This window comes from Microbacterium barkeri (genome assembly GCF_027921765.1).
Lineage (GTDB): Bacteria > Actinomycetota > Actinomycetes > Actinomycetales > Microbacteriaceae > Microbacterium > Microbacterium barkeri.
The window spans coordinates 90,325-105,524 of the sequence record NZ_BSEJ01000003.1 but is presented as its reverse complement, the minus strand read 5'-3'; the positions used below and the strand labels follow the sequence as shown (position 1 = coordinate 105,524).

Sequence of the window (15,200 nt, the reverse complement as noted above, 5' to 3'; positions counted from 1 at the left end):
ATGGCGCGGGACGAGGCGCGGGGTGCGTCGCGGTCGCGACGCACCCCGCGAGGGGAGGTCGCGGCTACTCGACCGTGAAGCCCTGGTCGGCTCCGTACTTCACGAGGGTCTCCTGCCACTCGGCGAGGCCCTCGGCGATCGTCGTGTCGCCGACGTACGCCTTGCCGACGGAGTCGTTGAACACGCTGTTCGCGTACACCTGGAACGGCAGGTACTCCCAGCCCTCGACGACGTTCGCCGACGACTCCGAGAGAACCTCGTTCACGGTCTGACCGCCGAAGTACTCGAACTCCTTCGCGAGGAACTCCTCCGACTCGAGGTCCGCGACCGTCGCGGGGAAACCGCCGCCGTCGATGCGCAGCTGCACGCCGTCGCCGTTCGCGGCGAACTCGAGGAAGTCGTAGGCGAGCGCCTTGCTCTCGCTGCTCTCGAGCACGCTCATCGCGCTCCCGCCGTTCTCGGCGGTCGCGGTACCGCCCTCCTCCCACTGCGGCATGGGCGCGACGCGCCAGTCGCCCGCCGCGTCCGGCACGCCGGTCTCGAAGTTGCCGGGCATCCACGCGCCGATGGTGAGCGTCGCGATCGTGCCGTTGCCGAGGCCCTGGTACCACTCGTCGCTCCACGAGCTGATCGGCGCGACGAGGTCCTCCTCGACGAGCTGCTGCCAGTACTCGGCGAAGCGCGCGGAGCCCTCGTCGGCGAGGTCGATCGAGACGTCGGTGCCGTCGACCTGGAACGGCTGGCCGCCCGCCTGCCAGATCATCGAGGTCGCGAAGCCCGCGTCGCCCGTGTCGTTCGTGATGTAGAGGTCGGGGTCCGCCTCGTGGAGAGCGCGCGCAGCCTCGAGGTACTCGTCCCACGTGGTCGGCACCTCGATGCCGTGCTCGTCGAAGACGGCCTGGTTGTAGAACAGCGCCATCGGGCCCGAGTCGAGGGGCAGACCCCAGACGCCCGTTCCGCCGTAGTTCACGGCGTTCCAGGGGCCCGGGGCGAACGCGTCGGCGAGGTCGGCCGCGCCGAACTCCGTCAGGTCGGCGAGCGACTCGCCGATCGCGAACTGCGGCAGCGCGTAGTACTCGACCTGGGCGAGGTCGGGGGCACCCGACCCGGCGGTGATGGCGTTCTGCAGAGCGGTGTACTGGTCGTTGCCGGTGCCGACGTTGACGACGTCGATGGTGACGTCGGGATGCTCCTCCTGGTATGCGTCCGCGATGGTCTCGACGGTCGGATCCCAGGCCCAGACGGTGAGCTCGCCGCCCTCCTCGGCGGCGGTGTCGGGGTCGGCGGCGCCGCCCGAGCACCCGGCGAGGGCGAGGGCTGCGACGCCCGTGAAGGCGGTGCCGATGAGGGCGCGGCGGCCCAGGCGGCGGAAGGTGCGGGTCATGTGGTTGGCACTCCTTTGTGGTGGGTGAGGACGGTCACTCCTTGACGGACCCGGCCGCGAGGCCGGACTGCCAGAAGCGCTGGAGGAAGAGGAAGGCGATGATGAGCGGGACGATCGTGAGGAGCGACCCGGTCAGGACGAGGTCGAAGATCGCCGTGCCGCCGGCGGTCGCGGCCTGTGCGTTCCACTGGTTGAGGCCGATGATGAGCGGGTACCAGTCGGGGTCGCGCAGCATGATGAGCGGCAGGAAGTAGTTGTTCCACGTCGCGACCATCGTGAACAGCAGCACCGTGACCATCCCGGGAGCGAGCAGGCGCAGCGCGACCTGCCAGAAGATCCGGAACTCGCTGGCGCCGTCGATCCGCGCGGCCTCCATGAGCTCGGTCGGGATGGCCTCGCTCGCGAAGGTCCACATGAGGTAGAGGCCGAACGGCGAGATGAGCGACGGGACGATGACGGACCACGGCGTGTTCGTGAGGCCCATCTCGCTGAACATGAGGAAGGTCGGCACGGCCAGGGCGGTGCCCGGCACGGCGACCGCTCCGATGACGACCGCGAACACGGCCTTCTTGCCCGGGAAGTCGTACTTCGCGAGGGCGTAGCCGCCGAGGACGGCGAGCAGGGTCGCCCCGCCCGCGCCCACGATCACGTACAGGAGGGTGTTCGCGAACCAGCGCAGGAAGATGCCGTCGTCGTACGTGAGCGCGCGGCCGATGTTGTCGAACAGCGCGAACTCGTCGCCGAACCAGAGGCCGAACGTCGTGAAGAGGTCGTCCTGCGTCTTCGACGCGTTGATGAACAGCCAGACGAGCGGGATGAGCGAGTAGATGAGGATGATCGCGGTGAGCGCGGTCAGGAGCACGCTGCGACGCGGGCGGTCGATCGTGCCGAGCGGGCGGCGCGCGCGAGCGCCGGGGCGGAGGGTGACGAGGCTCGTGGTGGACATGTCAGTCGGCCTTCCGCATCCCGCGCAGCTGCACGACGTAGGCGATGACCATCGTGATCACGCCCATGATGATCGCGACGGTCGCGGAGTAGTTGAGCTGCTGGCCCGAGAACGCGAGGTTGTAGGCGTACAGGTTGGGCGTGAACGAGGTCGTGATCGCGTTCGGCGCGAGCGACTGCATGATGCTCGGCTCGTTGAAGAGCTGGAAGCTGCCGATGATCGAGAAGATCGTCGCCACCACGAGCGATCCGCGGATGGCCGGGAGCTTGATCGCGCGGATGACCCGGAACTGGCTCGCGCCGTCGATCGCCGCCGCCTCGTAGAGAGAGGTCGGGATGACCCGCAGCGCCGAGTAGAAGATGAGCATGTTGTAGCCCGCGAACTCCCACGTGACGATGTTGCCGATCGACGCGAGCACGAGGTCGGGGGAGAGCAGCTCGGGGAGCGCGATGCCGAGCAGGTCCTCGAGGTTGCCGACGAGCCCGAAGCGCTCGCCGTACATGAAGCCCCACATGAACGCGGCGACGACGGCCGGCACCGCGTAGGGCAGGAAGATGCCGATGCGGAAGAAGTCCCGTCCGTACAGGCGGCCGCTGTCGATCGCGAGAGCGGCGATGAGCGAGATGCACAGCATGATGGGCACCTGCACGACGAGGAACAGCGCGACGCGGACGAAGCCCTCCCAGAACGCGGCGTCGGAGAACGCCGCGACGTAGTTGTCGAGGCCGACGAAGACCGTGCCGCCGACGAGCTGCGAGCGGAAGAGGCTGAGGTAGATCGAGTACGCGATCGGGGCGAGGAAGACGAGCGCGAACACGATCATGAACGGAGCGAGGAACCCCCATCCGGTCCATCGGCCGCGTGCATGGCGCGCGGCTCTCGTCTGCGCCCGGCCCGGTGGCTTCACCGAGACGGCAGGCGACGTCGTCATCATCCTGGGGTCCTCCGCTGCGTCGACAGGAGTGTGGGAACAGCTATGTTTGCGTAAACATCGTACGCGACATCGATGAGCGCGCAACTCGGCGGGGTCACGATACGGTTTCAGGACGATGGACGAAGACGCTTCCCCCCGCCCCCGGCGCCGACGCCGCACCTCCGAGGGACGCCGCGTGTCGATGGCCGATGTCGCGGCCCATGCCGGCGTCTCGGCGCAGACCGTCTCGCGCGTGGCGAACGGCTTCGGCGGAGTGCTCGACGAGACCCGCGAGCTGGTCATCGCGGCGATGGACGAGCTCGGCTACCGGCCCAACAGCGCGGCGCGCGCCCTCAAGCTCGGGTCCTTCCGGACGATCGGCGTGGTCTCCAGCACGCTGTCGACGATCGGCGACATCCGCACGATCGAGGCGATCGCGCACTCGGCTGCCGTCGAGGGGTACACGACCACGCTCATCCCGCTCCGCGCGCAGGCCGAGGGCGGCGTCAAGCGCGTGTACTCGCGGCTCCAGGAGCTCGCCGTCGACGCGCTCATCCTCAACATCGAGAAGCAGCTGCTGGATCGCGCGGAGACGCTCGTCCCGCCGGGGGTCCCGATCGTGCTCATGGACACGAGCGCGGATGACACCCACGTCGTGGTCGACACCGATCAGTTCGACGGCGCGCGCCAGGCGACCGAGCACCTGCTCTCGCTCGGACACCGCACGGTGTGGCATCTGACCGGCCCCGAGGAGTCGCATCCCGCGCAGCGCCGCGCGGACGGATGGCGGCAGACGCTCGAGCGCGCCGGGCGCGACGTGCCGCCGCTGCTCCGCGGCGACTGGTCGGCGCAGTCCGGCTACGAGATCGGACGGACTCTCGCCGCGGATCCGTCGTGCACGGCCGTCTTCTGCGCGAACGATCAGATGGCGCTCGGCCTCTACCGCGCGCTGCGGGAGGCGGGGCGCCGCGTCCCCGAGGACGTGAGCGTCGTGGGCTTCGATGACACCGCCGACGCCGTCGCGTACGACCCGCCGCTCACGTCCGTGCATCAGGACTTCGCGGACGCCGGTCGACGGGCCGTCGCGGCCGCCCTCGCGCAGCTGCGGACCGGAGCCGAGAGCCGACCGGGGGTCGACGTCGTGCCGACCGAGCTCGTCGTGCGCGAGAGCACCGCCCCGCCGCCACGGCCGTCCTGACACATTGACGGATATCTATGGAATACCGCAGACTTACCATGGGTTGAGTCATCCAGACACCTCAGGAGGCGCGCGTGCGACAGCTCATCATCATCGGATCAGGTCCGGCCGGATTCACGGCGGCGATCTACGCGGCGCGCGCGAACCTGCAGCCGCTCGTCGTGGCCAGCTCGGTCGAAGTGGGCGGCGAGCTCATGAACACGACCGAGGTCGAGAACTTCCCCGGGTTCCCCGAGGGCATCATGGGCCCCGAGCTCATGCAGAAGATGCAGGAGCAGGCTGAGCGCTTCGGCGCCGAGGTCCGCTATGACGACGTGACCGAGCTCGACCTCGCGGGCGATGTGAAGCGCGTCACCCTCGGCAGCGGCGCCGTGGAGGAGGCCCAGGCCGTCATCTTCGCCACGGGCTCCGCCTACCGCAAGCTCGGCGTGCCCGGCGAGGAGCGCCTGTCCGGTCACGGCGTCTCGTGGTGCGCGACCTGCGACGGCTTCTTCTTCCGCGAGAAGGAGATCGCGGTCGTGGGCGGCGGCGACTCGGCGATGGAGGAGGCGACGTTCCTCACGAAGTTCGCCTCGAAGGTCTACGTGATCCACCGCCGCGACAGCCTCAAGGCCTCCAAGATCATGCAGGACCGCGCCTTCGCGAACGAGAAGATCGAGTTCGTGTGGAACGCCGAGGTCGCCGACGTGCAGGGTGAGTCGGCCGTGGAGGGCGTGACGCTGCGCGACACCGTCACCGGCGAGACCCGCGACCTCGCGCTCGACGGCCTGTTCGTGGCGATCGGCAACGACCCCCGCACCCACCTCGTCCACGACAAGCTCGAGCTGACGGCCGACGGCACGATCGCGGTCGACGGCCGCTCGTCGCGCACGTCCGCGCGCGGCGTGTTCGCCGCCGGCGACGTGATCGACCCGTCGTACCGCCAGGCGGTCACCGCGGCCGCGTCGGGCACGGTCGCCGCGCTCGACGCCGAGCACTTCCTCGCGTCGCTGGGCGACGCGGGAGAGCCGGCCCCGACCGAGGACCAGCTGGTCGAAGCCTGACCCGGGGAACATCGCACCGCCATCCGGTGTTCTCCCCCTTAGCTGCTGAACAAGGAGATCCCATGAGCAACGTCAAGGCCACTTCGTCGGCCACTTTCGAGCAGGATGTGCTCCAGGCCGACGGCCCGGTGCTGGTCGACTTCTGGGCCGCCTGGTGCGGTCCGTGCCGCATGGTCGCGCCCGTCCTGGACGAGATCCAGGCCGAGAACCCCGACAAGATCACCATCCTCAAGCTCAACGTCGACGAGAACCCCGACCTCGCGATGAAGTACCAGATCACGTCGATCCCGGCGATGAAGGTCTTCCAGAACGGCGAGGTCGCCTCGACCATCATCGGCGCCAAGCCGAAGTTCGCGCTCGAGCAGGATCTCGCCCCCTACCTGGGCTGAGACTCCGCGCAGGACCGAATCCTGCGCCGCGTGCACCTCGAAGCCGTCCTGCGGATCCGTCCGCAGGGCGGCTTCGCCGTGTCAGCCGCGATCCACGACCCGGACGACGGCGTCCCAGCGGCGGTGGGTGTTCTCCTGGCCGATGAGCCGCCAGACGGCCTTCGTGAGCTCGGGGTACTCGGCCGCGATGAGCCGCAGCACGCGCTGATTGCGCGCGTGCGTGGGCCGCAGGCCGCCATCCGCCTCGATGTACTCAGCCCGGAGCGTGAAGACGACGAGCTCGTCGACCGTGGGGAGGTCCTCCATGAAGTCCCAGGGATCCTCGCCCTCGCGCAGCCGCTCGTGGATGAGGGCCGCGAGTTCGTCAGCCGCCTCGGCGCGCAGCACCTCGACGCTCGCGCGGCGGCGGGGGAGGGATTCGGCGGGCAGCTCCACCCGTCAAGCGTACGCGCGTGCACGCGCACGAGGGCCGCGCGCACCCCATTCCGCCCGCGCTCTCCCGCGCTTCCCGACTCTGCATGTCTCATTCGACGAGGGATCCGGGTCCGGATGGCCTCGCCGAGTGAGACATGGAGGGGGTGCGGCCGCGGGGCGGCTCAGTGGTTGCGGAGCCGGTCGATGAGCTCGCCCTTGCGGAGCTTGGAGTACCCCTCGATTCCGAGCTCCTTCGCGCGCTTCTTCAGCTCCGGCACCGTGCGCTCCTCGTAGTCCTCCGCCTTGCCGCCGCGCTTGCCGACCGAGCTCCGGCCGTCTCGCGCGGCCGCGTTCGCGATGCGTGCGGCCTTCTCGGCCGACGCGCCGTCCTCGCGGAGCTCCTCGTAGAGCTTCTCGTCCTTGATCCTCGGGTTGGGCATCTGCGTGCCTCCTCTCAGAAGGGGCGGCCCCCGGTGACCGGGATGACCGCACCGGTGACATACGTGGCCTCGTCGCTCGCGAGGTACACGTAGGCGCCCGCGAGCTCGGCCGGCTGGCCGGCCCGGCCGAGCGGGGTGTCCGAGCCGAAGGTCTTCACCTTGTCGGCAGGGAAGCCCGTCGCGGGGATCAGCGGCGTCCAGATGGGGCCAGGAGCGACCGCGTTGACCCGAATGCCCTTCTCGGCCAGCTCCTGCGCCAGAGCCTGCGCGTAGGCCACGAGAGCGGCCTTGCTCATGGCGTAGTCAAGCAGCCCGGGGGAGGGCTCGGACGCCTGGATCGACGTCGTGACGATGATCGAGCCGCCTGCCGGCATGTGCGGCACGGCCTCGCGGGCCAGCACGATGGCGGAGACGAGGTTCGTGTGGAACACGCGCTCGATCTCCGACACCTGCATCGACTCGATGCCGTCGCGCTGCTTCTGGTAGGCGGCGTTGGGAATGAGGATGTCGATGCCGCCGAGGGCCTCGCGCGCCGCGCGCACGAGCTCGACGGTCTCCTGCTCGGAGGTGAGGTCGACGGCGAATGTCGCGCACACGCGACCCTCCGCCTCGACGAGACGCCGCGTCTCGGCTGCGTCGGCCTCCTCCTCGGGAAGGTGCGCGATCGCGACATCCGCGCCCTCTCGCGCGTACGCGAGCGCGACCGCGCGGCCGATGCCCGAGTCGCCGCCCGTGATGAGCGCCTTGCGCCCGATCAGGCGGCCTCGACCGACCCAGCTCGACTCGCCGTGGTCGGGCTCGGGGGTCATCTCCTCGGTCAGCCCCGGCTGCGTCTCCTGCTCCTGCTCGGGGAAGGGGCCCCCGTCCTTCGCATCGCGCGGGTCCTGCCCGCTCTGCGCTCCGCTCGTGCCTGCGTTCTCGGTCGTCTCCATGGGGCTTCGTCCTCCCGGCTCGGTGTCTCGACAGGTCGTGCGGATTCGACGTTACGAATCCGTGACCCTGCTCGAAACCCCTTGACGGTCGTGTGGCGCATGCCCTACGGACAGCGCTCAGGCCCCGCGGTAGCCAATCAGCCAGCGCAGCCCGTGCGCATCCACGACGATCCCGTCCCAGTCGCCCCAGGAGCGCCTCTCGAGCGGCGAGACGATGGTTCCGCCCTCGGCCAGCGCATCGAACCATCGGTGCAGCGTAGCCGCGTCAGATCGCCCCAGGAGCGACAGCATGACCCCGGTCAACGCGACCGGGTCCTCGTCGGCGCCGGCGTCCGCGCCCTGAAGCGAGACGGGCCCGAGGAGGTCGCCGTGCGCGATGTCGTCGGCAGGGCCGTCGGTGCGCCCGAACTCGCCGTACGTGTGGAGCTCGAGCTCACCGCCGAACACGGCGCGATAGTGCTCCAGGGCCTCCCGGCAGGTGCCGGGGAAGAAGATGTACGGCGTGGGCGCGGTCATGCGACCACGCTAGCCGCCGCCCTCACTCGCCGTAAGCGGTCTCGCCGATCTCCTCGAGCATCCGATTGAGGTCCTGGATCGAAGCGAAATCGATCGTGACCTGGCCTTTTCTTGCCGTCAGCTTGATCCGGACCTTCGTGCTCAAGCGGTCGCCGAGTCGCGTCGCCACTTCATCGAGGTAGGCGCGCCGCGCTCCACCCTGAGGGCGAGGCGTGCGCTGGGGAGCTGCGGTGCCGGCCGCCGCGATCTGCTTGGCCGCGGCCTCGGCAGCCCGGACCGACAGATCCTCGTTGACGATCTTGTCCGCGAGCTGCTGCATCTGCTCCTCGGTCTCGAGGGAGAGGATCGCGCGCGCGTGGCCGGCGCTGAGCACGCCCGCCGCCACTCGCTGCTGCACGGGCACCGGCAGCCGGAGGAGACGGATGGTGTTGCTGATCTGGGGGCGCGAGCGTCCGATCCGAGTCGCGAGCTTCTCCTGTGTGATCCCGAAGTCCTCGAGGAGCTGCTGGTACGCGGACGCCTCTTCGAGCGGATTCAGCTGCGACCGGTGGAGGTTCTCCAGCAGAGCGTCGCGCAGGAGGTCCTCATCCGCCGTGTCGCGGATGATCGCCGGGATCTCGGTCAGTCCGGCCTCTCGCGACGCTCGCGTGCGGCGCTCGCCCATGATGAGCTCGTACGTCCCGTCGCCCTTGTCGCGCACGACGACCGGCTGCAGGACGCCGAACTCCTTCACGCTGTGGACGAGCTCGGCGAGATCGTCGGGGTCGAAGTTCGTGCGCGGCTGACGCGGGTTGGGGACGATCGCCTTCGGGTCGATGTGCACGAGGCGCGCACCCGGGACCTCGACGAGCTCTTCGCCCGACGTGGGGGAGGCCTCCTCTTTCGACGCGCGCTTCCGCGGCGCGGTCTCGCCGGCGCTCGAGCCCTTGGTCTTCGTCGACGACGGGAAGAAGACGTCGACGGGACGCTCGTCGCTCAGCTCCGAGGTCGGAATGAGCGCTCCGATGCCGCGACCCAGACCAGTACGTTTCGCCATCAGGATTCCCCTTCCTTCGCGTCCGCGCTTCCGCGTCGCACGATCTCGAGCGCGGCCTCGCGGTACGCGATCGCACCCGCGGAGTTGCCGTCGTATGTGATGACCGTCTGCCCGAAGCTCGGTGCCTCGGAGACGCGCACGGAGCGCGGAATGACGGTGTCGAGCACCTCGCCCGTGAAGTGCCCTCGCACCTCGTCGGCGACCTGCTGAGACAGTCGCGTGCGCGCGTCGAACATGGTGAGAAGGATGGTCGACAGACGCAGGCGCGGATTGAGGTGCTTCTGGATCATCTTCACGTTCCCGAGGAGCTGGCTCAATCCCTCGAGCGCGTAGTACTCGCACTGAATCGGGAGGAACACCTCGGTCGCTGCCGTGAACGCGTTGATCGTGAGAAGCCCCAGCGAGGGAGGGCAGTCGATCAGGACGAAGTCAAGGCGCTCCTCGCGATCCTCGAGATACTCCGCCAGAGCGGTCTTCAGTCGCTGCTCACGGGCGACCTGCGTGACCAGCTCGATCTCAGCGCCGGCGAGGTGGATGTTGCTCGGTGCGCACACCAGTGTCTCGCCCTCAGGGCTCTGCTGGACCACATCCTTCAGTGGAACGTCGTCGATCAGGACGTCGTAGATGCTCGGGCTCTCGGCGTTGTGGGGGACACCGAGCGCCGTCGACGCGTTCCCCTGCGGATCGAGGTCGATCACGAGGACACGACCGCCCAGCGAGGCGATCGCGGCAGCGATGTTCACTGTCGTCGTGGTCTTGCCGACCCCGCCCTTCTGGTTCGAGATCGTCATGATCCGAGTGGGGCCGGTGAACGACACCTCGACGTCCGCAAGCGCGCGGCGACGGGCTGTGAGGTCGGCCAGCTCCCGCGCGATCGGACTGTCGTCAGGCTCCGTGATGTTGCCGGACTGTTTCACGTGAAACACTCATCCCTTCGCCGCGAGCAGACGCTCTCCACTCTAACGGGCGATACCCCGCCACGCCTGCAGGGGCACCCAGGTAGAGGACGGGTGTTCGCGCCGACGGGATGTTTCACGTGAAACGTCACGTCGATCACGGCGTTCGCCGTACGACCGGTCCGGTTCTCGCGCCGATGGCCCGCAGTGTTTCACGTGAAACATCGTGTGCGGCAAGGCCGCACTCGAGCCCGGGATAAGCCGTGCGAGCCATCGTGCCTGTGCAACCGAGATGCGCGCGGGGTAGCACCCGGGTCTTGCAGAGCGATGAGTTCACGGTCCGGATTGTAGCCGCGGTCCGATTCGGTCGGCCGCCCAGGTGTTTCACGTGAAACGTCCCGACCGGTCTGGTCTCGAGCCAACGGTCTACCCAACCGCATCTGCGGAGTCGATGCAGGGCGACCGGAGAGCCGAACGCGGCTAGGGCGGGGGAGACCGACGGGCGGAACACATCGAGGAACGTCCCGCATCAAATCACGGAGACAACCCGCGCTGCACTGGATCTGACGAGTGAGATTCCTGCAGAGCGCGAGTGCGGCCCGGGAACAGACGGGAAGCGCCCACGAGCAAGCGGGCTTCCACATCGACGTCTCGTCGCGCTCCCAGGTCCCTCACGCTGCCGAGTCCGAGGCGTCGCTTCCGTCTTCAAGGTGCCGCCAACACGGAGCAACATGGCTCTGTTCCACGTGGAACGACTCACCATCCTCACAACGCGTCCTCTCCTCCGGACCTACGCGCCTCGGGACGGCATGGGGCGCTACAGCTCGCGCGACACCCGCTGGCCGCGACCGCGGTCGGCGCGCTCTGCAATGTTTCACGTGAAACGCGACATCTCAGGCTTCAGTGCCGAGTGGTGTGCGCGTGCGGGCGAGCGCCGGTACGCCCGGGTCCATTGCGCCGGTCGAGACGCAAATGCGTTCCGATCCTCGTGATCGTCCCATCCGGGCGCGTACTCGCGGTGAACCGGAAGATCCAGATTCATCGACGTCGCGGACCGCCACTCCCGCCGCGCGTCACTCCGTATCGTCAGCGCCCGAGAGCGTGGCCGGCCACGCATCCAGGAGCCGTCACACGAGGCAGCGATGCGATCCGCGAGGGCCCGCGGCGTTTCACGTGAAACGCCGCGCGAACCCGGTGCACACACGCAACCAATCCAGCCACTCCCGCGCGGGTTTCACGTGAAACACATCTGCACCCAGGACCACGCCGGGTGCGCAGCGACTCACACCTCGTGCGGTCTCGACGCAATGCCGAGAAGGTGCGGTGACAGGTCCGGGCCATACGGACTCGCCTCCAGGCGCTTCGCAAGCACGTCCCCGGCCGCGACCACCTCCTCGTCCGGCGCCATCAGCTCGAGACCCATCCCGCCGGGACCTTCCAGCCCCACGACCTCCACGTCCACGAAGCCGGCCTCCGAAAGCTCGTGGGAGAGCTCCGCAGCCGTGTGATGATGACCACCCGGAAAGCGCCCCGCGGCGGGCGCCAGCGATCCCGCCGTGGTTCCGTTCTCGAGCAGCACGCGCACCTCATCCGCGGGCAGATCGCGAAATCCACGAGCCAGCACCGTCTTGGTCAGTGCAGAGAGGCGAGAGATCGCTCCCGCGAACACGACTCCACCCGGGCGCAGGACGCGGAGCGCCTCAGCCAACGCGCGCAGCCGATCGGCCCGATCCTGCAGGTGGTAGAGCGGCCCGAGCATGATCACCGCGTCCGCGCTCGCGTCGACGTCTTCCAGAGAACGTGCATCCCCGACCAGAGCCCTCACCCCGGGGATGCGGGCAGCGACGTCGACCTGGGCAGGCACCGGATCGACCAGGGTCACGGCATGCCCGTCGGCAACCAGCCAGCGCGCATGCGTGCCGGTCGCGCCGCCGACGTCCAGCACGGTCGACGCGGGCTGCAGCCGGGCGCGGACCAGCGACTGAACACGGAGGAACTCGAGTCGACCCGCCGCCGATCGCGAGGACAGGCGCTCGCCCTCGTCGAAATGCTCCCCGTAGTACGCGCGGATGCGTTCGTCGCGCTCGCGTTGATCCATGCTCCGAGGCTACCGAGAGGCGGCGCACGGAACCATCACCGGTCGTACGACGAAGGGAATCCCAGATCAGCAGGCAATTACGCGCGGACGAGAGCGCGCACGACCCGCGTGGGCTCGGAGATCGTGCCCTCGCCGACCATCTCGACGCGGACATCCGAGAGCTTGTACTTCCGGATGGCCTTCGCCGCGGCATCGATCTCGTTCGGAGCGCTCTGCCCCTTCAGAAGGATCAGCTCTCCGCCGTCGCGCACGAGCGGAGCAGTCCAGGGGATGAGCGTCCTCAGCGCCGACACCGCGCGTGCGGTGACGGCGTCGAGCACACCCTCCCAGCGCCCCGCCTCTTCGGCGCGTGCGCGTTCGACCACGACGTTGTCGAGGCCGAGCGCCGCGACCTGCTCGTTGAGCCAGGTCGTGCGACGCTCCATCGGCTCGATGAGCACCCACTGCACGTCCGGCCGCGCGATCGCGAGCACGAGCCCCGGCAGGCCGGCACCCGACCCCACGTCGCCGACGCGTCCGCCCTCGGGGAAGAGGGGCGCCGTCACGGCGGAGTTGAGGATGTGGCGCGACCACAGGCGCGGAACCTCGAGGGGGCCGATCAGCCCGCGCTCCTCGCCGTGCTCGGCGAGCGCCTGCGTGTACGTGCGCGCCAGATCGATCCGATCTCCGAAGAGCGCGGCCGCCTCGGCGGGCTCGGCCTCGAGGCCGGCGGGGGAGGAGACCATCAGCCGCGGCGGATGACCGTGTGGCGGTCGGGTCCCTCGCCGTACGACTCCGAGACGAGACCGCGGTCCGCAGCGATGTCGTGCACGAGCTTGCGCTCGTACGACGACATCGACGGAAGGGACGCCTGCGTGGCCCCCTCCTCGAGCTTCGCGACGGCCGCGTCGACGAGCGTCTCAAGCTGTCGACGGCGGATGTCGCGCGAGCCGCCGATGTCCAGGATGAGCCGCGAGAAGGCGCCGGTCTCGCTCTGCACCGCGAGCCGGGTGAGCTCCTGCAGAGCCTGCACGGTGTCCGGGTGCGAGATCACGCGCAGCGACGCGTCGTCCGACTCGACCGACACGTACGCGCGCCCCTGGCGCACGTCGAGCGTGAGGTCGCCGTCGATGTCGGCGATGTCGAGAAGGCCCTCGAGGAAGTCGGCGGCGACGTCGCCCTCGCGCTCGAGGTCGGCCTCGGTGGGGGCGTCGGCCGCGGTGGCGGGCTGCGTGTTCATGGCGTCCATTCTCGTGTGGCCGGTCCGGGCGGAGGGGGCGTCAGCTCGACGCGCCGTCGGGCCGCTCCTGCTTCTTCGCGCGTTTCGCGCTCATGGGCTGCTGGCGCTTGGGCTGCTTCGCGCGGGCCTCCTCGGCCTTGCGCAGCAGCTCCTGCTGCTCGGCCTCGTACTCGGCCATCGTGACGACCTTGCCCTGGCTGTTGATCGCCTTGCCCTTGCGGGCGAGACGCGCCTCGCGCTCCTTCGCGGCATCCGAGCCGGGCGTCGGGAGCTCGCGGATCACGAGGAACTGCTGGCACATCGTCCAGAGGTTGTTGAAGAACCAGTACGAGACGACGCCGAGCGGGAAGAAGACGCCCGAGAAGATCATCGCGAACGGGATGATGTAGAGCATGATGCGCTGCATCTGGTACGCCTGGCCGGTCTTGGCCTCGGGCGAGAGGTTCTTCGAGACGATCTGCAGCTGCGTGAAGAACTGCGTCGCGATCATCAGGGCGACCATGATCACGAGGATGATCGTGGTGCCGACCCAGCCGTCGGGGCGGTACTGGATGGCGTCGACGAGCGTCTCGCTCAGCGGCGCGATGTCGAAGAGCTTCGCGTCGTTGAACTGCTGAGTGAGCTCCGGCGACAGCAGGCCGACGCCGCCCTTGTTCGCGGCCGCGTGCGCCTTGATGTCGTACAGCGTGTAGTACAGCGAGAAGAAGACCGGCATCTGCACGAGCAGAGGCAGGCAGCTCGACACCGGCGTCGTGCCGTGCTTCTTGTACAGCGCCATGGTCTCGCGGCTCATCGCCTCGCGAGAGAGCTGATCGCGCTTGCCCCGGTACTTCTCCTGGATCTTCTTCATCTCAGGAGCGATTTCCATCATCTTGCGCTGGCTCTTGATCTGCTTCACGAAGAGCGGGATCAGAGCCGTGCGCACGATGACGACGACGCCGGCGATCGAGAGGACCCAGGTGAGTCCGCCGTCCACCGGCATGCCGAAGAAGGTCAGGACGGCGTGCCAGCCGACGAGGATCATTTCGATGACCCAGCGGATGGGCCAGAGGATGATTCCGAGGAAGTCCACGGAGGTCAGTCCTTTCGTAGCGGCACGACGAAGCCGTGACGGGTGAGGTCGTAGCGGAAGCGCGGGTGCGGCGTCACGTCGTCTTCGCCGCCCGCAGCCCACGGGTGGCACCGGGCGATGCGCATCGCCGCCAGTCCCGATCCTTTCACGAGACCGTGCTGCTGCACGGCCGTCACCGCGTATGCGGAGCAGGAGGGGTAGTACTTGCAGACGTCGCCGTAGAGGTGCGAGATCGTCGCGCGATATCCATGCAGGAGCACGAGGCCGGCGTTGCGCGGCAGCAGCGGGAGCGCCCGAACGGCGTCGGATACGCGAAACCGCGCCGACCCTGTGGCCGACGCGGGCAGCACGCTCATGCCGCCGCCTTGCGCGCGAGGCAGCGCGTCACCTCGGAGCGGAGCTCCTGGAAGGTGGCGTCGGCCGCCGAGGGCAGGGCGCGGATGACGACATCGGCCCCCGGTCGCACGTCCGGAAGCGCCTCCGCGCACACCGCCTTGAGGCGGCGGCGCACGGTGTTCCGCGTGACGGCGTTGCCGACGGCCTTGCTGACGATGAATCCGAACCGCGGCGCGCGCTCCTCGAAGGAGTGCACGACGTGCGTCACGGTCGACGCACCGGCGCATCGAGAGCCTCGACGCACGACCTTGCGATAGTCGGCGCCGAGGACCAGGCGATGCGGCCTCGCGAGCACGGACTCGTCGTCG

At 68.9% G+C, this 15,200-nt stretch carries 18 protein-coding genes; 3 read left to right on the top strand and 15 right to left on the bottom strand.

Features of this window, described 5'->3' with window-relative positions; translation table 11 throughout:
* Nucleotides 1-64: 64 nt before the first annotated feature.
* From PKE79_RS04885 to PKE79_RS04875, 3 genes are read right to left on the bottom strand one after another with little or no spacing between them, the layout of a single operon-like run.
* Nucleotides 65-1,384 carry an ABC transporter substrate-binding protein gene (locus PKE79_RS04885; RefSeq protein WP_271172543.1) on the bottom strand — a complete coding sequence of 440 codons (1,320 nt, stop codon included), beginning with the start codon at nucleotides 1,382-1,384 and terminating at the stop codon, nucleotides 65-67.
* A 34-nt stretch (nucleotides 1,385-1,418) separates the two neighbouring features.
* Complete coding sequence (locus PKE79_RS04880) at nucleotides 1,419-2,330, bottom strand: carbohydrate ABC transporter permease (RefSeq protein ID WP_271172542.1); 912 nt, start codon at nucleotides 2,328-2,330, stop codon at nucleotides 1,419-1,421.
* A gap of 1 nt (nucleotide 2,331) precedes the next feature.
* Nucleotides 2,332-3,261, bottom strand: a complete 930-nt coding sequence (locus tag PKE79_RS04875) for a carbohydrate ABC transporter permease (RefSeq protein WP_271172682.1) — start codon at nucleotides 3,259-3,261, stop codon at nucleotides 2,332-2,334.
* A 184-nt stretch (nucleotides 3,262-3,445) separates the two neighbouring features.
* Here PKE79_RS04875 and PKE79_RS04870 point away from each other — a divergent pair, with 184 nt between their 5' ends.
* The 3 genes from PKE79_RS04870 (at nucleotide 3,446) to trxA (ending at nucleotide 5,873) form a co-directional block, all read left to right on the top strand.
* A complete protein-coding gene (locus PKE79_RS04870; protein WP_271172681.1) occupies nucleotides 3,446-4,441 on the top strand; it encodes a LacI family DNA-binding transcriptional regulator in 996 nt (331 codons plus the stop codon).
* Between the two features lie 74 nt (nucleotides 4,442-4,515).
* Nucleotides 4,516-5,484 carry a thioredoxin-disulfide reductase gene (gene trxB / locus PKE79_RS04865; protein WP_271172541.1) on the top strand — a complete coding sequence of 323 codons (969 nt, stop codon included), beginning with the start codon at nucleotides 4,516-4,518 and terminating at the stop codon, nucleotides 5,482-5,484.
* Nucleotides 5,485-5,546: 62 nt separating this feature from the next.
* Complete coding sequence (trxA, locus tag PKE79_RS04860; protein WP_271172540.1) at nucleotides 5,547-5,873, top strand: thioredoxin; 327 nt, start codon at nucleotides 5,547-5,549, stop codon at nucleotides 5,871-5,873.
* A gap of 81 nt (nucleotides 5,874-5,954) precedes the next feature.
* Here the strand turns inward: trxA and PKE79_RS04855 are convergent, their stop codons facing one another.
* The 12 genes from PKE79_RS04855 to rnpA all read right to left on the bottom strand — a co-directional run bounded on the left by PKE79_RS04855 (nucleotide 5,955) and on the right by rnpA (nucleotide 15,187).
* A complete protein-coding gene (locus PKE79_RS04855) occupies nucleotides 5,955-6,308 on the bottom strand; it encodes a tryptophan synthase subunit alpha (protein WP_309299964.1) in 354 nt (117 codons plus the stop codon).
* Between the two features lie 161 nt (nucleotides 6,309-6,469).
* Nucleotides 6,470-6,727, bottom strand: a complete 258-nt coding sequence (locus tag PKE79_RS04850) for a DUF7218 family protein (RefSeq protein WP_271172539.1) — start codon at nucleotides 6,725-6,727, stop codon at nucleotides 6,470-6,472.
* A gap of 14 nt (nucleotides 6,728-6,741) precedes the next feature.
* Entirely contained in the window at nucleotides 6,742-7,659 is a 918-nt protein-coding gene (locus tag PKE79_RS04845; RefSeq protein ID WP_271172538.1) for an SDR family oxidoreductase, read from the bottom strand.
* 117 nt (nucleotides 7,660-7,776) lie between these two features.
* Nucleotides 7,777-8,175, bottom strand: a complete 399-nt coding sequence (locus tag PKE79_RS04840) for a VOC family protein (protein ID WP_271172537.1) — start codon at nucleotides 8,173-8,175, stop codon at nucleotides 7,777-7,779.
* A gap of 22 nt (nucleotides 8,176-8,197) precedes the next feature.
* On the bottom strand, nucleotides 8,198-9,211 hold the full coding sequence (locus tag PKE79_RS04835) for a ParB/RepB/Spo0J family partition protein (protein ID WP_271172536.1): 1,014 nt from the start codon (nucleotides 9,209-9,211) through the stop codon (nucleotides 8,198-8,200).
* Nucleotides 9,211-10,137: a ParA family protein gene (locus tag PKE79_RS04830; RefSeq protein WP_271172535.1), complete on the bottom strand. Its 927-nt coding sequence runs from the start codon at nucleotides 10,135-10,137 to the stop codon at nucleotides 9,211-9,213. Before PKE79_RS04830 ends, PKE79_RS04835 begins: the two co-directional genes overlap by 1 nt.
* 1,252 nt (nucleotides 10,138-11,389) lie before the next feature.
* On the bottom strand, nucleotides 11,390-12,205 hold the full coding sequence (locus tag PKE79_RS04825; protein ID WP_271172534.1) for a class I SAM-dependent methyltransferase: 816 nt from the start codon (nucleotides 12,203-12,205) through the stop codon (nucleotides 11,390-11,392).
* A 77-nt stretch (nucleotides 12,206-12,282) separates the two neighbouring features.
* The gene (gene rsmG, locus PKE79_RS04820) at nucleotides 12,283-12,930 is read right to left on the bottom strand and encodes a 16S rRNA (guanine(527)-N(7))-methyltransferase RsmG (RefSeq protein WP_271172533.1); all 648 of its coding nucleotides are present in this window, start codon (nucleotides 12,928-12,930) and stop codon (nucleotides 12,283-12,285) included.
* Nucleotides 12,930-13,424: a Jag family protein gene (locus tag PKE79_RS04815; RefSeq protein ID WP_271172532.1), complete on the bottom strand. Its 495-nt coding sequence runs from the start codon at nucleotides 13,422-13,424 to the stop codon at nucleotides 12,930-12,932. The genes rsmG and PKE79_RS04815 overlap by 1 nt, the downstream gene beginning before the upstream one ends.
* Nucleotides 13,425-13,464: 40 nt before the next feature.
* A complete protein-coding gene (yidC, locus tag PKE79_RS04810) occupies nucleotides 13,465-14,496 on the bottom strand; it encodes a membrane protein insertase YidC (RefSeq protein WP_271172531.1) in 1,032 nt (343 codons plus the stop codon).
* A 5-nt stretch (nucleotides 14,497-14,501) separates the two neighbouring features.
* Complete coding sequence (gene yidD / locus PKE79_RS04805) at nucleotides 14,502-14,852, bottom strand: membrane protein insertion efficiency factor YidD (RefSeq protein WP_271172530.1); 351 nt, start codon at nucleotides 14,850-14,852, stop codon at nucleotides 14,502-14,504.
* Nucleotides 14,849-15,187, bottom strand: a complete 339-nt coding sequence (gene rnpA, locus PKE79_RS04800; RefSeq protein ID WP_271172529.1) for a ribonuclease P protein component — start codon at nucleotides 15,185-15,187, stop codon at nucleotides 14,849-14,851. Before rnpA ends, yidD begins: the two co-directional genes overlap by 4 nt.
* Between the last annotated feature and the right edge of the window lie 13 nt (nucleotides 15,188-15,200).